This window comes from Enterobacter sp. PGRG2, assembly GCF_030291195.1.
Taxonomy (GTDB): domain Bacteria; phylum Pseudomonadota; class Gammaproteobacteria; order Enterobacterales; family Enterobacteriaceae; genus Enterobacter_D.
Genome location: NZ_CP127837.1, coordinates 1,981,430 through 2,000,742, shown reverse-complemented (window position 1 = coordinate 2,000,742; position 19,313 = coordinate 1,981,430). Strand labels below are relative to the sequence as shown.

Genomic DNA, 19,313 nt, shown 5'->3' with positions numbered 1-19,313 from the left:
CATCTCTTCACGCGTTACCACCGAAATCGACTGCGGCGTCTTTTCAATCGGCGTATCGGTTTTGGTTGCTGTTGCCGTGTGTTTGGCAGCAATTGTCGCCGCCGGGCCCCACGCGCTTTCCTGCGGGGCGGCGGAGGTGGTGACAGTAATAGTGTCTTCAGCTGCATGGGCATAAAAAGACATGCCGCTGATTGCGGTAGCGACCACGACTGCGATTTTACGCAGTGAAGAATTGACCGGCAGAGCCGTTTCAGGACGCGCCATTGTGTGTCTCTCTGGAATGGGATGAATGATAACGTAAACGATAATTATTATTATGACCGCAGCATATTATGCGAGCATCCGGCTTGAAAGCAAGGGATATGCGGCCCTACAAGAATTGAGGGTTTAAGAAATAATCAGATGATCAGAAAGGGTAAAAAAGATGTGCCCGAATGTTTAATAACCCGTGCAAAGTTCACATTTCAGCGATAGTAAACCTCAAAAGTCGCCGCCGCGTTGACATGCCCGCCTTTGACGGTGCCGGTTTTGAAATAGCGCGCTTTTAGCGGGATAGTGACCGACTGCCCGGCGCTGGTTTGTGACACCGCCGTATACTCCTGGTCAAACTGCAACACCGCATTATTACTGTTCAGGATCTGGATACCCACGCCCTGAGCGGCCCCTTCTTCTGCCGCAATATTCAGGATATTGCCGTTTGTCACGCCAGTCGAACCTGCGGTAGTGAAGCGGTAATCGATTTTTCTTCCGGCGTCGCAGTTATCAATCTGGAGCTTAAACCTGTCATCGGATACCACCCTTGAGACATTATTTGTAAACTCACTCGCATTAATCTCCTCTAAAGGCACGGTGATGTTTTTTTCCACCAGATTACAGGTCGTGTGCTGCACTTCAACGAGGCTGGAGCTGTAGCTCAGGTAGCCGACGACGGTGTTATCGTACTTCCATTCGGCATTAAATTTACCGATGTACACCATCCCCGAACTCACCGGCCCGGTCACGACAAACTGCGCCGCGCCGTTGAGCGTTAAGGTGTAATAGCCATTCTCTTTGATAACAGGCGACATATCTCTGTGCCAGGGCCTGACGATATCGTCGGCTTCGAATGTTGGCGTAGTCGCGTTTGTCCAGGCGGCGCGAAAGCCGATACCCGGCACATTGGTTTGATAGACGCCCTGCAGGGGATTGTCCGCCCGCTCGTCAGTTGCGTTGACATTGGTATAACCCTGCCAGATGTCCGCAACGGCAGTACATTCAACTCTGATCGTATAGCTGGACTGACGCTCGCTATAAATGATCGTACCAGGTTCAGCATCGCTGTTGACGATTAATGTCGGCGGCGCGAATCCAATCCTTGCAGCAGGTTTTCTGTCAAGAATGGTGCACGACGCCCGCGCGGCCGTACTCAATAACGCCGAACCGATCAGCAGCAACCCAAGACCGCAGCGCCCTGCCATTAACAACATTTTATTTTTCATCTCAACGTCCTGTTTATTCGCAGCTGACGGTTCTCATCAGAAACCTGGCATCCATTTTTTTCGGCACGGTGATCCTGCCTGCGCAGCGCGTCTCCGGCGTATCGCCCCATTGCACGGTGAAAGCTTGCGTACCCTTTAATCCCGTCACGTAGACCTCACCGCCATCACCCACAATCGCCGTCATGCCTTCGATACTGAACACCGCGCCGAATGGCACTGCGCCCTCACGGTGCGTCAGGGTTAACAGCGCGCGTTTACCCGAGCGGGCGGAAAAATCGGCTGCCAGAACGGCCCCTTTTGTCGGAATGGCTTCGACCGCGGCATCCTGAATATCAATATCATCCCGCCCCTGCGTGTTCACCGTAATGGTATTGCGCCGGTAAGGGGTCAGCGTGGGAACGATGGCGTTGCCCCAGGCGTCGGTATAAATGCCCTGTGAACTCTGCACTTTCACATGATCGCCATCGGTAATATGCACCACGGCAAAAGCGTCCTGCACCGTACGCCCCAGGGTTACGCCATGGGAATGCGCCACCACTGAACCCTGTGCGCTATATCCCCACTGTTTACTGTTTTTCTGGTAGCTGTAGTTGGTGCTGAAATCGCCCATAGAGGCGCGATAGCGGGAGGAGAGATAAGCGCCATTGCCAGCCTGGTCGCTGGTGTAGGTCTGCTGGAGGTTATAGGTCAAGTTATTGTCTTCCAGCAACGAGCCGTTAAGACCTACCTGGTGCGACGCGGGGCCATTTTTCGCCCTGTTCAGACTGTAAGTGGCCCAGGCTTCCGGCAAAAAGCGTGACAGCGGAATATTCAGCGACAGAGCGAGTTGCCGATCGTCACGGGTCGTGGGCGTTTTGGTCAGGCTGTAATTCACTGACCAGTTCGCCCCGTGCCAGCTGCTGCTGTAGCCAAAGCTGACGCTGCGCTCGCGCCCCGCCATTCCCCAGTAGTTTTGCTGCCAGGCGTTAGCATAGACGGAACCCCATCCCCGTAGTGACTGGGAAAGATTGAGTTGCAAGCGGCTGCGTCTGTTGTAGACGTTGCGATAGCTGTACATATCGCTGCTGTCATAGCCGCCATTGCGCTGATCCAGGGCTTCCTGAAAAGTGTAGAAGCCAGACGTGGAATAGCGGTAGCTGGCCAGCGTCAGTGTAGTATCGGTTGCCGGAAAGTCTTTTGCGTACTGCGCACGCCATGACTGCCCTTTCTTATCGCCACGTTCATCTGCAAAAGAAGTGTGTGCCTGCGTCAGATCCAGCGACAGGGAGCCCAGACGGTGCAAATCAGCTCCTACACCAACCAACCCGGCGCGATACATTGAGGCGCCAAGTACGCCGCCGTAAATCGTGGTGCCGAATGGCAGACCATAAATTACCGTCGCCTGACCAAAGCCCGGCTCTGCGCCATGATTAACATCGCGGTATTTACCCGCTGAAAGGCTGTATTTCAGCGCGCCTTCACGCTGCATGATGGGAACGGAAGAACTGGCCTGGATAAAGCTTCGCTGTGTACCATCGGCTTCCTCAACCGTCACTTCGAGATCGGCGCCTGCCGTCACCTGCGTGAGATCGCGCAGCTCAAAAGGCCCTGCCGAGACGTTGGTCTGATAAATGATGTAACCATTTTGCTTAACGGTCACCTTCGCGTCGCTGTTAGCGATACCCCGAACTACCGGGGCAAATCCCTGTAATCCGCCAGGCAACATAGCGGTATCCGTTTCCAGGGTTACGCCTGTCATTTGAACGCTGTCGAACAGCTCGCCGTTAGTCGAGGTTTGTCCGGCGCGAAACTGGCTGCGTAAGCGTTTCACATCGCGCTCAAGGGTACTGCTAATGGACTGCCAGCCGGTGTCACTTGCCCAACTGCTGGTATTGCGTAAGCGCCAGGGCCCCATGTTCAGACCGGAGTTCAGGCTTGCCCAGTTTGCCACGCTGCTGCTGGCGTCAGATTGCTGACGCGCGCCAGAAACATAATAACTGGACCAGATTGCGGGCATACCGTCATCCCAGTTTGCCGGATTAGTTTCGCCTGAGATCCGCGTATTGCGATACATCTGGGGGATATGCAGTTGCAACACCTGGGTGTCCGGACTGAAATCATAGCGCGCCCCAGGAATGTACTCACTGATGTCGCCTACCGCCGCATTATCTGCAAGCTCATGTAATGCCGGAACGGTATCGACCTTTACGCCCAGTTCAGCCAGTTCGGCTTTGGTAAATTGCGGAATGAGTTGTTTATTGTCTTTCGACAGGAGGTAATTGAGGTTTCTTTTATCAAGGCGATCCTCATTCCAGACGATGGTCGTCAGATACTGGCCAGGCGACAAGCCGTTATTACGCAGCCAGGCTTCAATAGCCCCGGTATTTTCCAGTGGCGTCTCTGTTTCCAGTGCGCTGAGGTTGAAATAGTCTTCAGCATAAACGGCGCTGGTCACCGTCGATATTGTCAGTGCCAGCGCGCTGAGCCCAAAAATCCGGCCATTACACCAGGAAGACATAAACGCCACCCACGATAAATTCACAGCCAGGTTATAACGCTTGCTGACGCGGTTCGGTCTCGGCGCCAAAATCGTTGATCGCGGTCCACATCACTGACCCGTGCGCCGCCGTCGGCAGGGCAAAAACCTGCTCGCCATAAGGGGCGATCATCATGGATAGCGCGGAAGGGGTATCCTGCTTGCCGAGCGGTTTTACCTCTTTCTGCGCCACCTTAAGCTGACCCAGGGTAACGTAAAACGGCGTAGGGTTTTTGATCGTCAACTGATTATTGCGGCGGCTGAACTGCAACGACTGCCACGCCGTTTTCGCGGCGGTATCGCTGAATGCCGATGGGCGGTAAAACAGTTTGATTTTCGTCTTGATCGCAAATTGCAGAGTATTTTTATCGCGCAGTTCTTCAGGCATAGAAGACACCGATTTGATATTTGCCATAAACAAGGATTCGCGATCCTGGGGTAAATGTGTTTTATCGCCGGTATAGACGACATGCAGCAGCGTTTGACGATTTTCATCGAGCTTGTAAATGGGCGGCGTGATGACAAAGGGCGCTTTGCTGTCATCAATATTGCTGACCCAGCTATGCACCAGATAACGCTTAGCATCATCTTTATTTTTTAACGCGACCTGGACTTCAGCCTGGTCCGAGGGATAAATAATTCGCGTTCCGCCAATGACGACGCCCGCCTGCGCCAGGGTAGCGCCCAGCAGAAAGAAGATCCCGAGTATGGCATTATAAATTCGCATTTCCTTCATTCCATTGAAAATACTGGCCCGCCCTGGGCCAGTTTATCTTGATAAATTAACGATAAACCAGGGTGTATGTAGCTTGCGCGGAATAATCACCCGCAGTCGGTAAATCCGCACCAACCTGAATAACTTCAGCGGTGTAGTTAAATACGACGTCCATCCCCTGCACATTTTGTTTTGCGGCAGAGGGTGGTTCTGTCCCGTCAAATTTAATAAAGGTGTTACTGCTGTATTCCGGGTACATGCGGATCCCTACATTATTGGCAACACCGGTGGTTCCCAGAACTTCATCGTCATAACCCGCGATGCGATCGCCGGAGAACTTGATGTTAATAAAAGAGATGCTGGTATCGCAGTTGCGTACGGTAATCTCAAAAGGCTGGCTATCACCCACTTTTTTATCCTCGCCAAATGAAGTTTGCGTCAGGTTCCTGAACGTCACAATGCCGTTAGTGACTGCGCCATTCACGTTAACGTTGCAACTGTCGGCGACGATTTTCCCGTTAAAGCTAATAGTACCGGTATCGGTCGCCTGAACTGGCGAAACGGAGGTAGTAAACAGCACGCCAGCAAGCAGTGGCAGAAAATATTTTTTATACATAACGTGTTCCTTACATATGTCTATAAAAAAATTTACATCACAAAAATGATAAACCGGGGAGTTAATATTTTAACCAACCATAAGAATGAGCTTATGAAGTGAAAAGATATCCATATACACCTCACGCTCATTCGATCTTATTTACTAATATTACCTTCACCTAAAAATTAACGCAACTACCAGGAATTTCCTGAAGCCAGTAAATATTCAAGACCCAGACCAGGAAGACTCATATTAAAAATACTTTTGATTAGTCTTATACAAGATTTAATTAATTATTAAATTCCACTCCATATATTCACCAGAAAAATAGTAATATCCCACTACACCCAGGATCAGAGAGTTAATACATGAAAGCCAGGGTTGAATGAATATAACTCCCGTTTAATCACCGGGATCGTGACGTCATAAGGAAGTGGCATACATTAGGAAATGGAAAGCATGACCGGGAGGAATAAGCAGGGAACAATCTTAAAAAAAACGCCCCAGAGCGACGTTAATCGACTCTGAGGCGGTGATACAGGCGGGTAACGCTTAGTTACCGCCGAACATATCCTTGATCCAGCCCGCTACGCCGTCGCTTTTTTCTTCCTGCTGCGGCGGTTGTTGCTGCTGTTGCTGAGGCTGCTGTTGCGGCTGCTGCGGCGCAGACTGATCGAACGGATTATTCGACTGCTGCAACGCCTGGCTCTGCTGGCACAGGCTGTCCGGGTTGGTGGTCCACACCGGGATAGTACGGGAACTTCCGCCAGCGCACATGAAGTTGCCTGCGTCATCAATGCCCATATCGACGATGTCTTCCGGCGCGGTCAGCTCCAGCGGGAACGGCGACTGGTTCGCCAGATAGCGCTGATAGATGGCCATCGCCCCGCTCGCCCCGTACAGTTTGGTCGGCTGGTTATTGTCGCGGCCTACCCAGGTGATGGTCACTTCACGCCCGTCGATCCCGGCAAACCAGGTGTCGACGTTATTGTTGGTGGTGCCGGTTTTACCCGCCAGATGCAGACCCGGATATTTCGCGCCAAGCTGACGCCCGGTGCCACGCTGGATCACCTGCTGCATGGTCCACAGCGTCATATAGGCCGCCTGAGCAGGCACTGCGCGCTCCGCCTGCGGGAAGCTCTGGTAGAGCACCGTACCGTCTTCCGCAATCACCGAACGCAGCGAAGAGAGCGTCGCCCGGTTACCGCCGCTGGCGATAGTCTGGAACGCCTGCGCCACTTCCACCGGCGTCAGGTTCAGCGCCCCTAACAGCATGGATGGCACCGCGTGCAGCTGATCTTTCGGCGCGCCCAGTTTCAGCCAGGTATCGGTGACCGCCGGCAGGCCAAGCGCCATCCCGAGGTTTACCGTCGGCACGTTCATTGAACGGGTCAGCGCATCCACCAGCAGCACCTGGCCGCTGAAGCGTTTGTCATCGTTCTGCGGCGACCACACCTGGCCATTTGGCTGGCGCAGGGAGATAGGCGCATCGGCGATCACCGTATTCAGACGGTACTGATTCGGCTGGCTCAGCGCGGTCAGATAGGTCGCCGGTTTTGCCAGCGAGCCAATGGAACGACGCGCCTGCATCGCACGGTTATAACCGGCGAACTGCGGCGTCGCGCCGCCGACCATGGCGCGGACTTCGCCGCTGAAGCGGTCGACCACCACCATCGCGGTTTCCAGATCGCTCAGCTTACGCTGCTTGATCAGCGCCGGAATACCTTCCACCGCCGCTTTCTCAGCGGCATCCTGCGCCACCGAGTCAAAGGTGGTGAAGATCTTCACGCCGGAGAGATCTTTCACTTTATCGCCCAGCTTCGCCTGCAACTCCTGACGCACCATCTGCATAAAGGCAGGCTGCGGGGAAATCACGCCGCCGCGCGGCTGCACGCCCAGCGGACGGGCGCTCAGCATGTCGTAAAGCTCCTGATCGATAACCTGCTGCTGTTGCAGCAGACGCAGGACCAGGTTACGACGCTCCAGCGCCAGTTTCGGGTTACGCCACGGGTTATAAATGGACGCGCCTTTTACCATGCCCACCAGCAGCGCCTGCTGGTCAAGGCTCAGCTCTTCCACCGGACGCCCGAAGTAGTACAGGCTCGCCAGCGGGAAGCCGCGGATCTCGTTGTCGCCGCTCTGACCGAGGTACACCTCGTTCATATACAGCTCAAGGATACGGTCTTTGCTGTAGCGCGCATCCATGATCAGCGCCATATAAGCTTCGTTCGCTTTACGGCCATATGAGCGTTCGCTGGAGAGGAACAGGTTTTTCACCAGCTGCTGGGTGAGCGTACTGGCCCCCTGCACCGTGCGCCCTGCCGTCAGGTTCGCCAGCACCGCACGCCCGATGGAGTAGAAGCTGATACCGTCATGCTCATAGAAATGGCGGTCTTCGGTCGCCAGCAGGGTATCCACCAGCAGATCCGGGAAACCACTGCGCGGCACAAACAGGCGCTGCTCGCCGTTCGGCGAGGAGAGCATGGTGATCAGCCGCGGATCGAGACGGAAGAAACCGAACTGGCGGTTGTTCTCCATGTTCTCAATGGTTTCCAGACGGTCGCCGCTGAAGGTCAGACGCGCGCGCACCTGCCCCTCTTTACTGTCCGGAAAATCGAACGGACGGCGGATCATCTCGATGCTGTTAGCCTGCACGGTAAACTCGCCGGGGCGGGTCATCGCCGTCACCTTGCGGTACTGGGTGGCTTCCAGCAGCTTCACCATCTCGTTTTTGCTGACCGCCATGTCCGGCTCAAGGTTAACCATGCGGCCATACACGGCGGCAGGCAATTGCCAGACTTTGCCGTCAATGCGGCTGCGGATCTTCTGGTCGAGATACAGTCCGTATATCGCCAGCAGTACAAGAATAACAATGCCGATTTTTACCAGCAGCCAGAACCAGCCGCGTTTGCCGCGAGGTTTTTTGCCTTTGCCTTTACCTTTACTCCGGCGCGGCATCGGTTCGTCGTCCTCATCATCATAATCATCCGCGTCTTCATCTCTGAGTCGACGACGGCTTACTTTTTCTTTTACCGGACGCGCTGGTCGGCCTTTGCGTCCAATAGGTTCGCGGTCATTCCCCGCCATGTTTACTCTCCGCTACATTTTTCAGGCGCAAGGCCCGATCCTCATTGCTTCCGCAAAATGGCGGAAGAAGAAATCTCTCAAAGTTCATTGCACTCGTGCCGGATGGCGCTGACGCTTGTCCGGCCTACAGGATGTGATTATGCCTGCGAATACTTTTTAGTACGCCGGGTGGGCGCTGCCGTTGCCGGGTCATCCGGCCAGACATGTTTGGGATAGCGCCCTTTCATCTCTTTCTGCACTTCACGGTACGCGCCCTGCCAGAACGCGCTGAGATCGCGCGTGATTTGTAAGGGACGGCGGGCGGGAGACAGCAGCTCCAGCACCAGCGGCACGCGCCCGTCGGCAATGGCGGGCGTGGTCGCCTCGCCAAACATCTCCTGCATCCGCACCGCCAGCACCGGGTCGTTATCCTCGTGATAACGAATGGCTATCCGGCTTTCCGTCGGCACAGTGTAATGCGACGGCAGCGCACTATCCAGCCGTTGACGCATCGGCCAGCTCAGCAAATTTTCCAGCGCCCGGCACACATCCAGCGCTTTCAGGGCGCGTAGGGAGTGAACGCCCTGCATGCCGGGAAGTAACCATAGCTCAAGCGTTGCCAAAAGCGAGTCATCATCCACGGCAGGCCATGCAGTTTCCGGCAGCCATTTCGCGGCGCAGTGCAGCCGGAGTCGCAGCTGCTCCGCTTCCGGCGTCCAGTTCAGCACCTGCAAGCCCTTCTCGCGGATGCCGTTGAGCATCGCCAGATGCAGCTCTTCTTCCGACGGTTTCGCCAGCGGCCTGACGTTTAATGTTAGCTGTCCAATCTGACTGCGGCGAAAGGCTTTCAGCGTGCCCTGCACGTCATCCCACTCCACGGTATCAGACTGGCGTAATAATTCCGGGTGCGCGGCGACCAGCGCATTAATGTCCAGCGCCAGCGCCTGCAAAATGCGCGCGTCCGGCGTATGGCTGCCCTGCAACAGCAAGGGCGCGATCAGCCACTCATGACGCCCCAGCGCATCGTCGCTGTCGAGCATCACGCCCATCCCGTTTGCCAGCTGATAGCGTCCTTCCTGCCCGCGACGGCGGGCGATACGGTCGGCAAAACCACAGGCCAACACACCGGGGAGCAGATCGCTGTCCTCCGCGCCTGCCCGCGCGTTGAGGCGTTTAATCAGCTGCTGGCTGCGGCGCTGCCAGTACGGCTGACTGCGTGAGAAGGCGACGCTTAAATCGCTATTCCCGCCACGCGGCGGCTCTTCAAGAATGGCGACCAGCTTCGCGGCGGTGGCGATCTCATCCGGCGTATTCGCGGCTATAAGCATCGCCCCGTGACGCGGATCGGTGCCGAGCTGCGCGATTTTCTGACCGCGCGGGGTCAGGCGATCTTCCGCCAGCGCCTGGAGCTGCGTCAGTAATGTTCTTGCTGCGGCCAGATTCGCGGCGGGCGGCGCATCAAGAAAACACAGCTGCGCCGGATCCGGGCATCCCCATTGCAGCAACTCCAGCAGCAGACCGGAGAGATCGCTTTGCAGGATCTCCGCATCGCTCTGCGCGGCGGCGCGTTCCGCCTGATCTTTTGCCAGCAGATGCACGCAGATCCCCGCCTCCAGTCGCCCGGCGCGGCCTGCGCGCTGGGTCATCGACGCCTGGCTGATACGCTGGGTCACCAGCCGCGTCAGCCCGGTACGGGGATCAAAACGCGCCACCCGCACCTGGGCGCTGTCCACCACTAAGCGAATGCCTTCGATGGTCAGACTGGTTTCCGCAATGTTGGTCGCCAGCACCACTTTGCGCAGACCCTCCGGCGCGGGAAGAATGGCTTTGCGCTGTTCGGCCAGCGGCAGCGCGCCGTATAACGGACAGAGCTGGACATCCGCGCCCACGCGCGGGGCGAGGTGTTCCTGCACGCGCTGGATCTCGCCGACGCCCGGCAGAAACAGCAGCAGCGAGCCGCGCTCCGCCCGCAGCAGTTCGGCGGTGGCAATGGCGATAGCTTCATCGGCACGCTGATGCGCAGGTAGCGGCTGGTAGCGCCGTTCCACGGGAAACGCGCGGCCTTCGGACACAATCACCGGCGCATCGGGCAACAGCCCGCGCAGCCGTTCATTATCCAGCGTCGCCGACATAATCAGGAGTTTGAGATCGTCCCGCAGCCCTTGTTGCACATCCAGCAGCAGCGCCAGCGCCAGATCTGCCTGTACGCTGCGCTCATGGAATTCATCGAGGATCACCAGCCCCACGCCGGTCAGTTCCGGATCCTGCTGGATCATGCGCGTGAGGATCCCCTCGGTCACCACTTCGAGACGGGTCTGCGGCCCGACGCAGGTTTCGGCGCGCATGCGGTAGCCGACGGTGTCGCCGGGCTTTTCATTCAGGCTTTCCGCCAGCCGCTGCGCGACGTTACGGGCCGCCAGTCGGCGCGGTTCAAGGAGTAAAATGCGGCCTGCAATCTCGCCCTGTTGCAGAATTTGCAGCGGCAGCCAGGTGGATTTCCCGGCCCCGGTGGGCGCATTAAGCAGCACGCAGGAGGCGCTTTTCAGCGCGGCAAGCAATTCAGGCAGTACGGCGGCAACCGGCAAAGAGGACACGCAGGGCTCCAGTGGGTTAACTTTCATTTCATCGGCGTGCATTGTAGCATCGCCGTAAATCATTACCGAGTATCCCTTATGCCAGATACCAGACGGCTGTTTTTTGGCCTTGAACTGCCCGCTGACATTCAGCAGCAGGTGATCCACTGGCGCGCCGCGCACTTTGCGCCTGACGCCGGTCGCCCGATAGCGGCGGCTAATCTGCACCTGACGCTGGCGTTTTTAGGCGATGTGAGCGCTGACAAACAGCGGGCGTTGTGCGAGCTGGCCGGGCGTATCCGCCAGACAGGCTTTACGCTGACGCTGGATGATGCCGGACAGTGGCTGCGCTCGCGGGTCGTCTGGCTCGGTACCCGTCAGCCGCCGCGGGGCCTGCTGCAACTGGCGAGTATGCTGCGCGCGCAGGCCGCCCGCAGTGGATGCTATCAAAGCCCGCAGCCGTTTCACCCGCACGTTACGCTGCTGCGCGATGCCAGCCATGCGGTCACTATCCCGCCGCCGGGCTTTCGCTGGTCGTTTACGGTGAATGAATTTGTGCTGTATGAATCGCAGTTTATTAAGGGACGTACGCGTTACACGGCGCTCAGCCGCTGGACGCTCAGCCAAAAGGAATGACCTATGCAGTTTTCTCCGCCGCTTCAGTCCGCCACCCTGATCCAGCGCTATAAACGCTTTCTGGCGGATGTGGTGACGCCCACAGGTGAAACCCTGACCCTGCACTGCCCGAATACCGGCGCGATGACCGGTTGCGCGACGCCTGGCGACACCGTCTGGTATTCCACTTCAGAAAATACTAAACGGAAATATGCACACACCTGGGAATTAACTCAAACGCAAGCGGGCGCGTGGATTTGCGTCAATACTTTGCGCGCCAATATGTTAGTGAAAGAGGCATTAATGGCAGATCGTTTGCCAACACTAACGGGCTATAGCGCTTTGAAAAGTGAAGTGAAATATGGTTCTGAGCAGAGCCGTATTGATTTCATGTTACAGGCAGAAGACCGCCGCAACTGCTATATTGAAGTGAAATCAGTCACGCTGGCCGATAAGGCGCAGGGCTATTTCCCCGATGCGGTCACGCTGCGGGGGCAGAAGCATCTGCGTGAGTTGATGAGCGTGGCGGCCGCAGGGGATCGGGCAGTGCTGTTGTTTGCCGTGCTGCATTCAGCCATTGACCGATTTTCACCGGCTCGCCACATTGATCCTAAATACGCACAGCTTCTCAGTGAAGCGCAGCGGCAGGGGGTAGAAATTCTGATTTATAAAGCGGAACTTTCTGCCGAAATTATGAGTCTGACAATGCCGCTATCTGCCGAATTTTAAAGGTATAGTGGCTGAGTAAATAGTGTGCTGGCCTACGTGCGCAAATACGCTTTTCCTCACAGGGTTGTCAAGTGTAACGTTTAGATAATTGCTATCCTGAAAAGCATCTGCTATTTATAGCGGCCTGATTTTTCCCCAACACGGGGATCGATAGTGCGTGTTAAGGAGAAACAACATGCAAGAAGGGCAAAACCGTAAAACATCGTCCCTGAGTATTCTCGCCATCGCTGGGGTGGAGCCATACCAGGAGAAGCCGGGCGAAGAGTATATGAACGAAGCCCAGCTCACGCATTTCAAACGCATTCTGGAAGCGTGGCGTAATCAACTTAGGGACGAAGTCGATCGCACTGTCACACATATGCAGGACGAAGCCGCTAACTTCCCTGATCCGGTAGACCGTGCCGCACAGGAAGAAGAGTTCAGCCTTGAACTGCGTAACCGTGACCGCGAACGTAAACTGATCAAAAAGATCGAGAAAACGCTTAAGAAAGTGGAAGACGAAGACTTCGGCTTCTGCGAGTCCTGCGGTGTTGAAATTGGCATTCGTCGCCTGGAAGCCCGTCCTACGGCTGACCTGTGCATCGACTGCAAAACACTGGCAGAAATCCGCGAAAAACAAATGGCGGGTTAACCTGCGGCGCTTTCGTAATGTTCTCTCAGGCGGGAGTCTCTCCCGCCCTCTTAGCTTTACCCAACCATGCCTGACGCTGATTATATCGGGCGCTTTGCGCCATCCCCTTCTGGTGAACTCCATTTCGGTTCGCTGATCGCCGCCCTTGGCAGCTATTTACAGGCGCGTGCCCATGCCGGTCGCTGGCTGGTACGTATCGAAGATATTGATCCCCCGCGTGAAGTCCCCAGCGCTGCTGACACTATTCTGCGCCAGCTCGAACACTATGGTTTGCACTGGGATGGCGACGTGCTGTGGCAGTCCCGGCGTCATGACGCCTACCGCGATATTCTGCAACAGCTGCACCAACAAGAGCGCTGCTATTACTGCACCTGCACCAGGGCGCGCATTCAGAATATTGGCGGCGTTTATGACGGCTACTGCCGGACCCGGGGCAATGGCCCGGAAAACGCTGCGCTGCGGCTTATTCAGCATCAGCCAGTGACCCGTTTTCACGATCGGCTGCGCGGCGAGATCGTCGCCGATGCAGCGCTGGCGCATGAAGATTTTATTATTCATCGCCGTGATGGGTTATTTGCATATAATCTGGCGGTGGTGGTGGACGATCATTTCCAGGGCGTGACGGAAATTGTGCGCGGCGCGGATTTGATTGAACCGACGGTCCGCCAGATTTCGCTCTATCAACAGCTTGGCTGGGCGGTGCCGGAGTATATCCACCTGCCGCTGGCGCTCAATGCCGCCGGCGATAAGCTGTCGAAGCAGAATCACGCTCCGGCGCTGCCGCAGGGGGACCCGCGCCCCATACTTATCAGCGCGTTAGCGTTTTTAAATCAGGATGTAACAGAAGAATGGCAGGATCTGTCCGTGGACGCCCTGCTACAACGAGCGGTGCAAAACTGGTCCCTGTCACGGGTGCCGGAGCAAGCCTGCGTGAATCCGGCATTCTCAAATGCCCCACGCTGAGCTATGATAAGCCGCAATTTTTTTGTCCAGAAGACTGACACAACCGAGGTGCACTATTTTTACCCGAGTCGCTAATTTTTGCCGCAAGGTGCTAAGCCGCGAGGAGAGCATGGCCGAAGACGTCGCCATCGCCGAACCAAAGATGACGGTTATCCCGCGTGAGCAGCACACGATTTCCCGCAAAGATATCAGTGAAAATGCCCTCAAGGTCCTCTATCGCCTGAATAAAGCCGGCTATGAGTCATACCTGGTCGGCGGCGGGGTGCGTGACCTGTTGCTGGGCAAAAAGCCAAAAGATTTCGACGTCACCACCAACGCCACGCCGGATCAGGTGCGTAAGCTGTTCCGCAACTGCCGTCTGGTCGGTCGTCGTTTCCGTCTTGCGCACGTGATGTTTGGCCCCGAGATCATCGAGGTCGCGACTTTCCGCGGGCATCATGAAGAGCAGGCTGCCGATCGCACCACCTCCCAGCGTGGCCAGAACGGCATGCTGCTGCGCGATAACATTTTCGGCTCCATCGAAGATGATGCGCAGCGCCGCGATTTCACCATCAACAGCCTCTATTACAGCGTCGCCGATTTTACCGTGCGCGATTATGTGGGCGGGATGCGCGATCTGGAAGACGGCGTGATCCGTCTGATCGGCAATCCGGAAACCCGCTATCGGGAAGATCCGGTGCGTATGCTGCGTGCGGTGCGCTTTGCCGCCAAACTGCATATGCGTATCAGCGACGAAACCGCCGAGCCGATCCCGCGCCTGGCGACGCTCATCAACGACGTGCCGCCGGCGCGCCTGTTTGAAGAGTCCCTCAAGCTGTTGCAGGCGGGCTACGGTTACGAAACCTATAAGCTGCTGCGCGAATACAGCCTGTTCCAGCCGCTGTTCCCGACCATTACCCGCTACTTTACCGAGAGCGGCGATACGCCGATGGAACGCATCATCGATCAGGTGCTGAAGAATACCGATAACCGCATTCATAACGATATGCGCGTCAATCCGGCCTTCCTGTTCGCCGCCATGCTGTGGTATCCGCAGCTGGAAACCGCGCAGCGCATCGCCCAGGAAAGCGGGCTGACCTATCACGACGCCTTTGCGCTGGCGATGAACGATGTGCTCGACGAAGCCTGCCGCACGCTGGCTATTCCGAAACGCATCACCACGCTGGTGCGCGATATCTGGCAGCTACAGCTGCGCATGTCCCGACGTCAGGGTAAACGCGCCTGGAAGCTGATGGAGCATCCGAAATTCCGCGCCGCCTACGATTTGATGGCGCTGCGTGCCGAAGCGGAAAACAACCACGAACTGCAACGTCTGACGCAGTGGTGGGGTGAATTCCAGGTGTCCGCGCCACCGGCGCAAAAAGGCATGCTCGACGTGCTGGACGACGAACCGCAGGAACGTCGCCGTCACCGCCGTCCGCGCAAACGCGCGCCGCGCCGCGAAGGCAGCGCATGACGCTGGCGTATATCGCTATCGGCAGCAATCTGGCCTCACCTCTTGAGCAGGTGAACGCGGCCATCACGGCGCTGGGAGAGATCCCGCACAGCCAGATTGTTGCGCTTTCACCGTTTTACCGCACGCCGCCCCTTGGCCCGCAGGATCAACCCGATTACCTGAACGCCGCCGTCGCGCTTGAAACCACGCTTGATGCCGAAACCCTGCTCGATCATACCCAGCGCATTGAGCTGGCGCAGGGTCGGGTACGCAAAGCCGAGCGCTGGGGGCCGCGCACCCTCGATCTGGACATTATGCTGTTCGGCGACCAAGTCATTAATACGCCCCGCCTGACGGTTCCCCATTACGACATGCATAACCGTGGCTTTATGCTGTGGCCGCTGTTTGAAATCGCCCCGGAAGCGCTCTTCCCGGACGGCACGCCCCTCGCCTGCGTACTGACGCAGTGCGGCGCGCCAAAACCCGCCCTCTGGTAAATCTCCCCTTGCTTTCGCCTGGCGAAAGCCTGGCTAAAATCATTGTTCGCATCAATGTTACTGATAGAATGCCGGAAGTCTGAAGGCTCCATCAGGAAACGTTATGAAACCAACCACCATCTCCTCGCTACTGAAATGTAAAGAGGAAAAAAAGCGCTTCGCCACCATCACTGCCTATGATTTCAGCTTCGCCAAACTCTTTGCCGAAGAAGGGATCAACGTCATGCTGGTGGGTGATTCGTTAGGGATGACGGTACAAGGACATGATTCCACGCTGCCGGTAACGGTAGAAGATATTGCCTACCACACGCGCGCCGTTCGCCGTGGCGCGCCGCATTGCCTGCTGCTCGCCGACCTGCCGTTTATGGCGTACGCCACGCCTGAGCAGGCGTTTGCCAGTTCCGCAGAAGTGATGCGCGCCGGGGCCAACATGGTCAAAATTGAAGGTGGACGCTGGCTGGCGGAGACGGTAAAAATGTTGACCGACCGCGCGGTGCCGGTGTGCGGTCATCTGGGCTTAACCCCGCAGTCGGTGAATATTTTCGGCGGCTATAAAGTGCAGGGCCGGGGCGATGCCGCGCAAACCCTGTTTGACGATGCGCTGGCGTTGGAAGCCGCAGGCGCGCAGCTGCTGGTGCTGGAGTGCGTGCCGGTTGAACTGGCAAAACGCATTACCGACGCGCTGCGCATTCCGGTCATCGGTATTGGCGCGGGCAATGTTACCGACGGGCAGATCCTGGTGATGCACGACGCCTTTGGCATTACCGGCGGACATATTCCAAAATTTGCTAAAAACTTCCTCACCGGTACCGGCGATATGCGCGCTGCGGTGCGTCAGTACGTGGAAGAGGTGGAAGCGGGAGTTTATCCCGGCGAAGAGCACAGTTTCCATTAAGGAGTCTTATTGTGTTGATTATCGAAACCCTGCCGCTGCTGCGTCAGCATATCCGCCGTCTGCGTCAGGAAGGTAAACGCATTGCGCTGGTCCCCACTATGGGTAACCTGCACGACGGCCATATGAAGCTGGTGGATGAAGCGCGAAACGCCGCCGATGTGGTGGTGGCGAGCATTTTTGTCAACCCGATGCAGTTTGACCGGGCCGACGATCTGGCGCGTTATCCGCGTACCCTGCAGGACGACTGTGAAAAGCTGAACAAGCGTAAAGTGGACATTGTGTTCGCCCCTGCGCCGGATCAGATTTACCCGCAGGGCACGGAGTCGCAAACCTGGGTGGAAGTGCCTGGCCTGTCAGCGATGCTGGAAGGCGCGAGCCGTCCGGGGCATTTCCGCGGCGTCGCCACTATCGTCAGCAAACTCTTTAACCTGGTGCAGCCGGATGTCGCCTGTTTCGGGGAAAAGGATTATCAGCAGCTGGCGGTGATCCGCAAAATGGTCGCTGACATGGGGTATGACATTGAGATCATCGGCGTGCCGACGGTACGCGCGAAAGATGGACTCGCGCTGAGTTCCCGCAACGGCTATCTCACCAGCGATCAGCGCAAAATCGCGCCGGGTCTGAGCAAGGTGATGAACGCGATGGCGGAAAAACTGCTCGCGGGCGATGACGACATCCATGAGATCGTTGCCGTAGCGGAGCAGGATCTGAATAACAGCGGTTTTCGCGCCGATGATATTCAGATCCGGGATGCCGATACGCTGCTGGAGGTTTCCCCCGCCAGTAAACGTGCGGTGATCCTGATGGCCGCCTGGCTTGGTCAGGCCCGCCTGATCGATAATAAAGTCGTGGAATTACCTCGCTAGTGCAGGTAAAACCCCCTATCAAACACAGTAACGAAGGTTAACTTTATGATCCGCACTATGCTGCAAGGCAAGCTCCACCGCGTCAAAGTGACGCAGGCTGACCTGCATTACGAAGGCTCCTGCGCCATCGACCAGGATTTCCTTGAGGCGGCTGGTATTCTGGAATACGAAGCCATTGATATTTACAACGTGACTAACGGTAAGCGCTTTTCCACCTATGCGATTGCCGGTGAGCGCGGTTCACGCATCATTTCCGTGAATGGCGCCGCGGCGCACTGCGCGGATGTGGGCGACATTCTGATCATCGCCAGCTACGTCACCATGCCCGATGAGCAGGCGCGCAGCTGGCAGCCGAAAGTGGCCTATTTTGACGGCGACAACGAGATGAAACGCACCGCGAAAGCCGTGCCGGTGCAGGTTGCCTGAGTTAACCCTGTGGCCGGTTAACAATTAACCGCGCCATGGTCTCCAGCGGATCCGTTCTTAGAATATAGAGTCGTTTTAATAAGAACGGATTATCCCCCGGTTTTACCTTTCCCTTCACCGTCGTCACCGCCAGATGAAAGCCCGCGTCCTGGGCCGCTTTCACCGCCTTGCTGTCATAGCCGCCAAACGGGTAGGACAGATACAGGGCATGGGGATTAAACTGCGCCAGCGCGCGGCGGGAGCGCTCAAAATCGAACAGCACTACGTGGTAGCTGCGGCTCAGTAAAATGGGATGGCGGCTATTATCCACCCGGTGCAGAAAATGCGTGTGCGACTGGAAATCAAACACATCGCGGATCTGCTGCATTTCTGAAATGCTCATAAACTGTAGCGATTTCGGGTCCCACTTTTCCGGCTTACGCTTGATGCGTGACGTAATGGTAAAGGAGGTGGCTTTAAAGCCGTACTGCTTGAGGATCGGGTACGCATAGCGGCTCACCGACTTCAGGCCATCATCAAAGGTGATCACCACCGCCCGCGCCGGCAGGTTCATCCGGTTGTGCACGTAGCCTTCCAGCTGAGACATGGTCAGCGTGGTGTATCCCTGATCGCGCAACCACGTCATCTGGTTACTGAAGGCGCGAACGGACGTAGTGGTGGAGGTATGCCGGAAACGGGTATTTTCCTCGTCACGCAGAATGTGGTGATAGGTCAGGATCGGCAGCCCTTCATCCTGCTGGGCGTCCAGCGCGCTGACGTACGCCAGCCGGTTGCCAATGCGGATCTGATACCAGGTCTGGTTCAGACCGTCTTTCAGCTTGCCGATTACCGGATAGCGCAGGTTTTCCACCAGCATGCCAAAGGGCGCGCTGCCGGTGTTGGGGCCGTTATAGACCGGCGTCGGTTTCCAGGTGATCAGGTTCTGATTGCTGAGCGGCTTGTTCAGATCGCCAAGGCTGTCCTCAACCCGCTGTTTTCCCTGCACCGCTTCCAGATGCTGTTTATCAATAAAGCCGGTGCCAAACCCGAAGCGGAATTCGTAATAGTCGGCGGCTGTGGGCGCTACGGCGATGATCTGCCCGGCATACAGATGACCAACGGTAATGACTTCATTGCCCACCTGCGCCCAGACGGCGGCATCTTCGGTGGTTTGCATATAACGTTCGGTGGCGGTCGGCTGGCCCAACAGGCTGGCGGAAGCGCTGCCGGAGAGCAGAATCAGCAGAGTAAAAGCGAAACGGATCAGCATGGCTTAACTGTGGTGAAGAAATTCTGCGCGCATTGTAACAAAAGCATTCGTAATACCAATGG

At 56.6% G+C, this 19,313-nt stretch carries 16 protein-coding genes and 1 pseudogene; 9 read left to right on the top strand and 8 right to left on the bottom strand.

Features of this window, described 5'->3' with window-relative positions:
- From QRD42_RS08650 to hrpB, 7 genes and pseudogenes are all read right to left on the bottom strand, one after another.
- Nucleotides 1-264, bottom strand: a pseudogene (locus QRD42_RS08650) (TonB-dependent siderophore receptor); the annotation flags it as partial.
- A gap of 200 nt (nt 265-464) precedes the next feature.
- Nucleotides 465-1,478, bottom strand: a complete 1,014-nt coding sequence (locus tag QRD42_RS08645) for a fimbrial protein (protein ID WP_321988633.1) — start codon at nt 1,476-1,478, stop codon at nt 465-467.
- 13 nt (nt 1,479-1,491) lie between these two features.
- The gene (locus tag QRD42_RS08640) at nt 1,492-3,975 is read right to left on the bottom strand and encodes a fimbria/pilus outer membrane usher protein (RefSeq protein WP_321988632.1); all 2,484 of its coding nucleotides are present in this window, start codon (nt 3,973-3,975) and stop codon (nt 1,492-1,494) included.
- Nucleotides 3,976-4,006: 31 nt separating this feature from the next.
- Complete coding sequence (locus QRD42_RS08635; RefSeq protein ID WP_321988631.1) at nt 4,007-4,720, bottom strand: molecular chaperone; 714 nt, start codon at nt 4,718-4,720, stop codon at nt 4,007-4,009.
- A gap of 55 nt (nt 4,721-4,775) precedes the next feature.
- Complete coding sequence (locus QRD42_RS08630; RefSeq protein WP_321988630.1) at nt 4,776-5,324, bottom strand: fimbrial protein; 549 nt, start codon at nt 5,322-5,324, stop codon at nt 4,776-4,778.
- 534 nt (nt 5,325-5,858) lie between these two features.
- Complete coding sequence (mrcB, locus tag QRD42_RS08625) at nt 5,859-8,393, bottom strand: bifunctional glycosyl transferase/transpeptidase (protein ID WP_318363887.1); 2,535 nt, start codon at nt 8,391-8,393, stop codon at nt 5,859-5,861.
- Nucleotides 8,394-8,530: 137 nt separating this feature from the next.
- Complete coding sequence (gene hrpB, locus QRD42_RS08620) at nt 8,531-10,966, bottom strand: ATP-dependent helicase HrpB (RefSeq protein WP_321988629.1); 2,436 nt, start codon at nt 10,964-10,966, stop codon at nt 8,531-8,533.
- Nucleotides 10,967-11,044: 78 nt separating this feature from the next.
- Between hrpB and thpR the strand changes: the two genes are divergently transcribed.
- From thpR to panD, 9 genes are all read left to right on the top strand, one after another.
- Nucleotides 11,045-11,581: an RNA 2',3'-cyclic phosphodiesterase gene (thpR, locus tag QRD42_RS08615; RefSeq protein WP_321988628.1), complete on the top strand. Its 537-nt coding sequence runs from the start codon at nt 11,045-11,047 to the stop codon at nt 11,579-11,581.
- 3 nt (nt 11,582-11,584) lie between these two features.
- Nucleotides 11,585-12,289, top strand: coding sequence for a DNA/RNA nuclease SfsA (sfsA, locus tag QRD42_RS08610; RefSeq protein WP_318377018.1), 705 nt, complete (start codon nt 11,585-11,587; stop codon nt 12,287-12,289).
- 175 nt (nt 12,290-12,464) lie between these two features.
- A complete protein-coding gene (dksA, locus tag QRD42_RS08605) occupies nt 12,465-12,920 on the top strand; it encodes an RNA polymerase-binding protein DksA (protein WP_072570677.1) in 456 nt (151 codons plus the stop codon).
- A gap of 66 nt (nt 12,921-12,986) precedes the next feature.
- A complete protein-coding gene (gene gluQRS / locus QRD42_RS08600; protein WP_321988626.1) occupies nt 12,987-13,883 on the top strand; it encodes a tRNA glutamyl-Q(34) synthetase GluQRS in 897 nt (298 codons plus the stop codon).
- A gap of 55 nt (nt 13,884-13,938) precedes the next feature.
- Complete coding sequence (pcnB, locus tag QRD42_RS08595; RefSeq protein WP_099458817.1) at nt 13,939-15,339, top strand: polynucleotide adenylyltransferase PcnB; 1,401 nt, start codon at nt 13,939-13,941, stop codon at nt 15,337-15,339.
- Complete coding sequence (gene folK, locus QRD42_RS08590) at nt 15,336-15,815, top strand: 2-amino-4-hydroxy-6-hydroxymethyldihydropteridine diphosphokinase (RefSeq protein ID WP_321988625.1); 480 nt, start codon at nt 15,336-15,338, stop codon at nt 15,813-15,815. The genes pcnB and folK overlap by 4 nt, the downstream gene beginning before the upstream one ends.
- Nucleotides 15,816-15,918: 103 nt before the next feature.
- A complete protein-coding gene (panB, locus tag QRD42_RS08585) occupies nt 15,919-16,710 on the top strand; it encodes a 3-methyl-2-oxobutanoate hydroxymethyltransferase (protein ID WP_072570672.1) in 792 nt (263 codons plus the stop codon).
- Between the two features lie 11 nt (nt 16,711-16,721).
- Nucleotides 16,722-17,576, top strand: a complete 855-nt coding sequence (gene panC, locus QRD42_RS08580) for a pantoate--beta-alanine ligase (protein ID WP_318377020.1) — start codon at nt 16,722-16,724, stop codon at nt 17,574-17,576.
- A gap of 45 nt (nt 17,577-17,621) precedes the next feature.
- Nucleotides 17,622-18,002: an aspartate 1-decarboxylase gene (gene panD / locus QRD42_RS08575; RefSeq protein ID WP_039078406.1), complete on the top strand. Its 381-nt coding sequence runs from the start codon at nt 17,622-17,624 to the stop codon at nt 18,000-18,002.
- 1 nt (nt 18,003) lies between these two features.
- Here panD and QRD42_RS08570 read toward each other — a convergent pair whose 3' ends face one another.
- The gene (locus tag QRD42_RS08570; RefSeq protein ID WP_318363879.1) at nt 18,004-19,251 is read right to left on the bottom strand and encodes a polysaccharide deacetylase family protein; all 1,248 of its coding nucleotides are present in this window, start codon (nt 19,249-19,251) and stop codon (nt 18,004-18,006) included.
- Between the last annotated feature and the right edge of the window lie 62 nt (nt 19,252-19,313).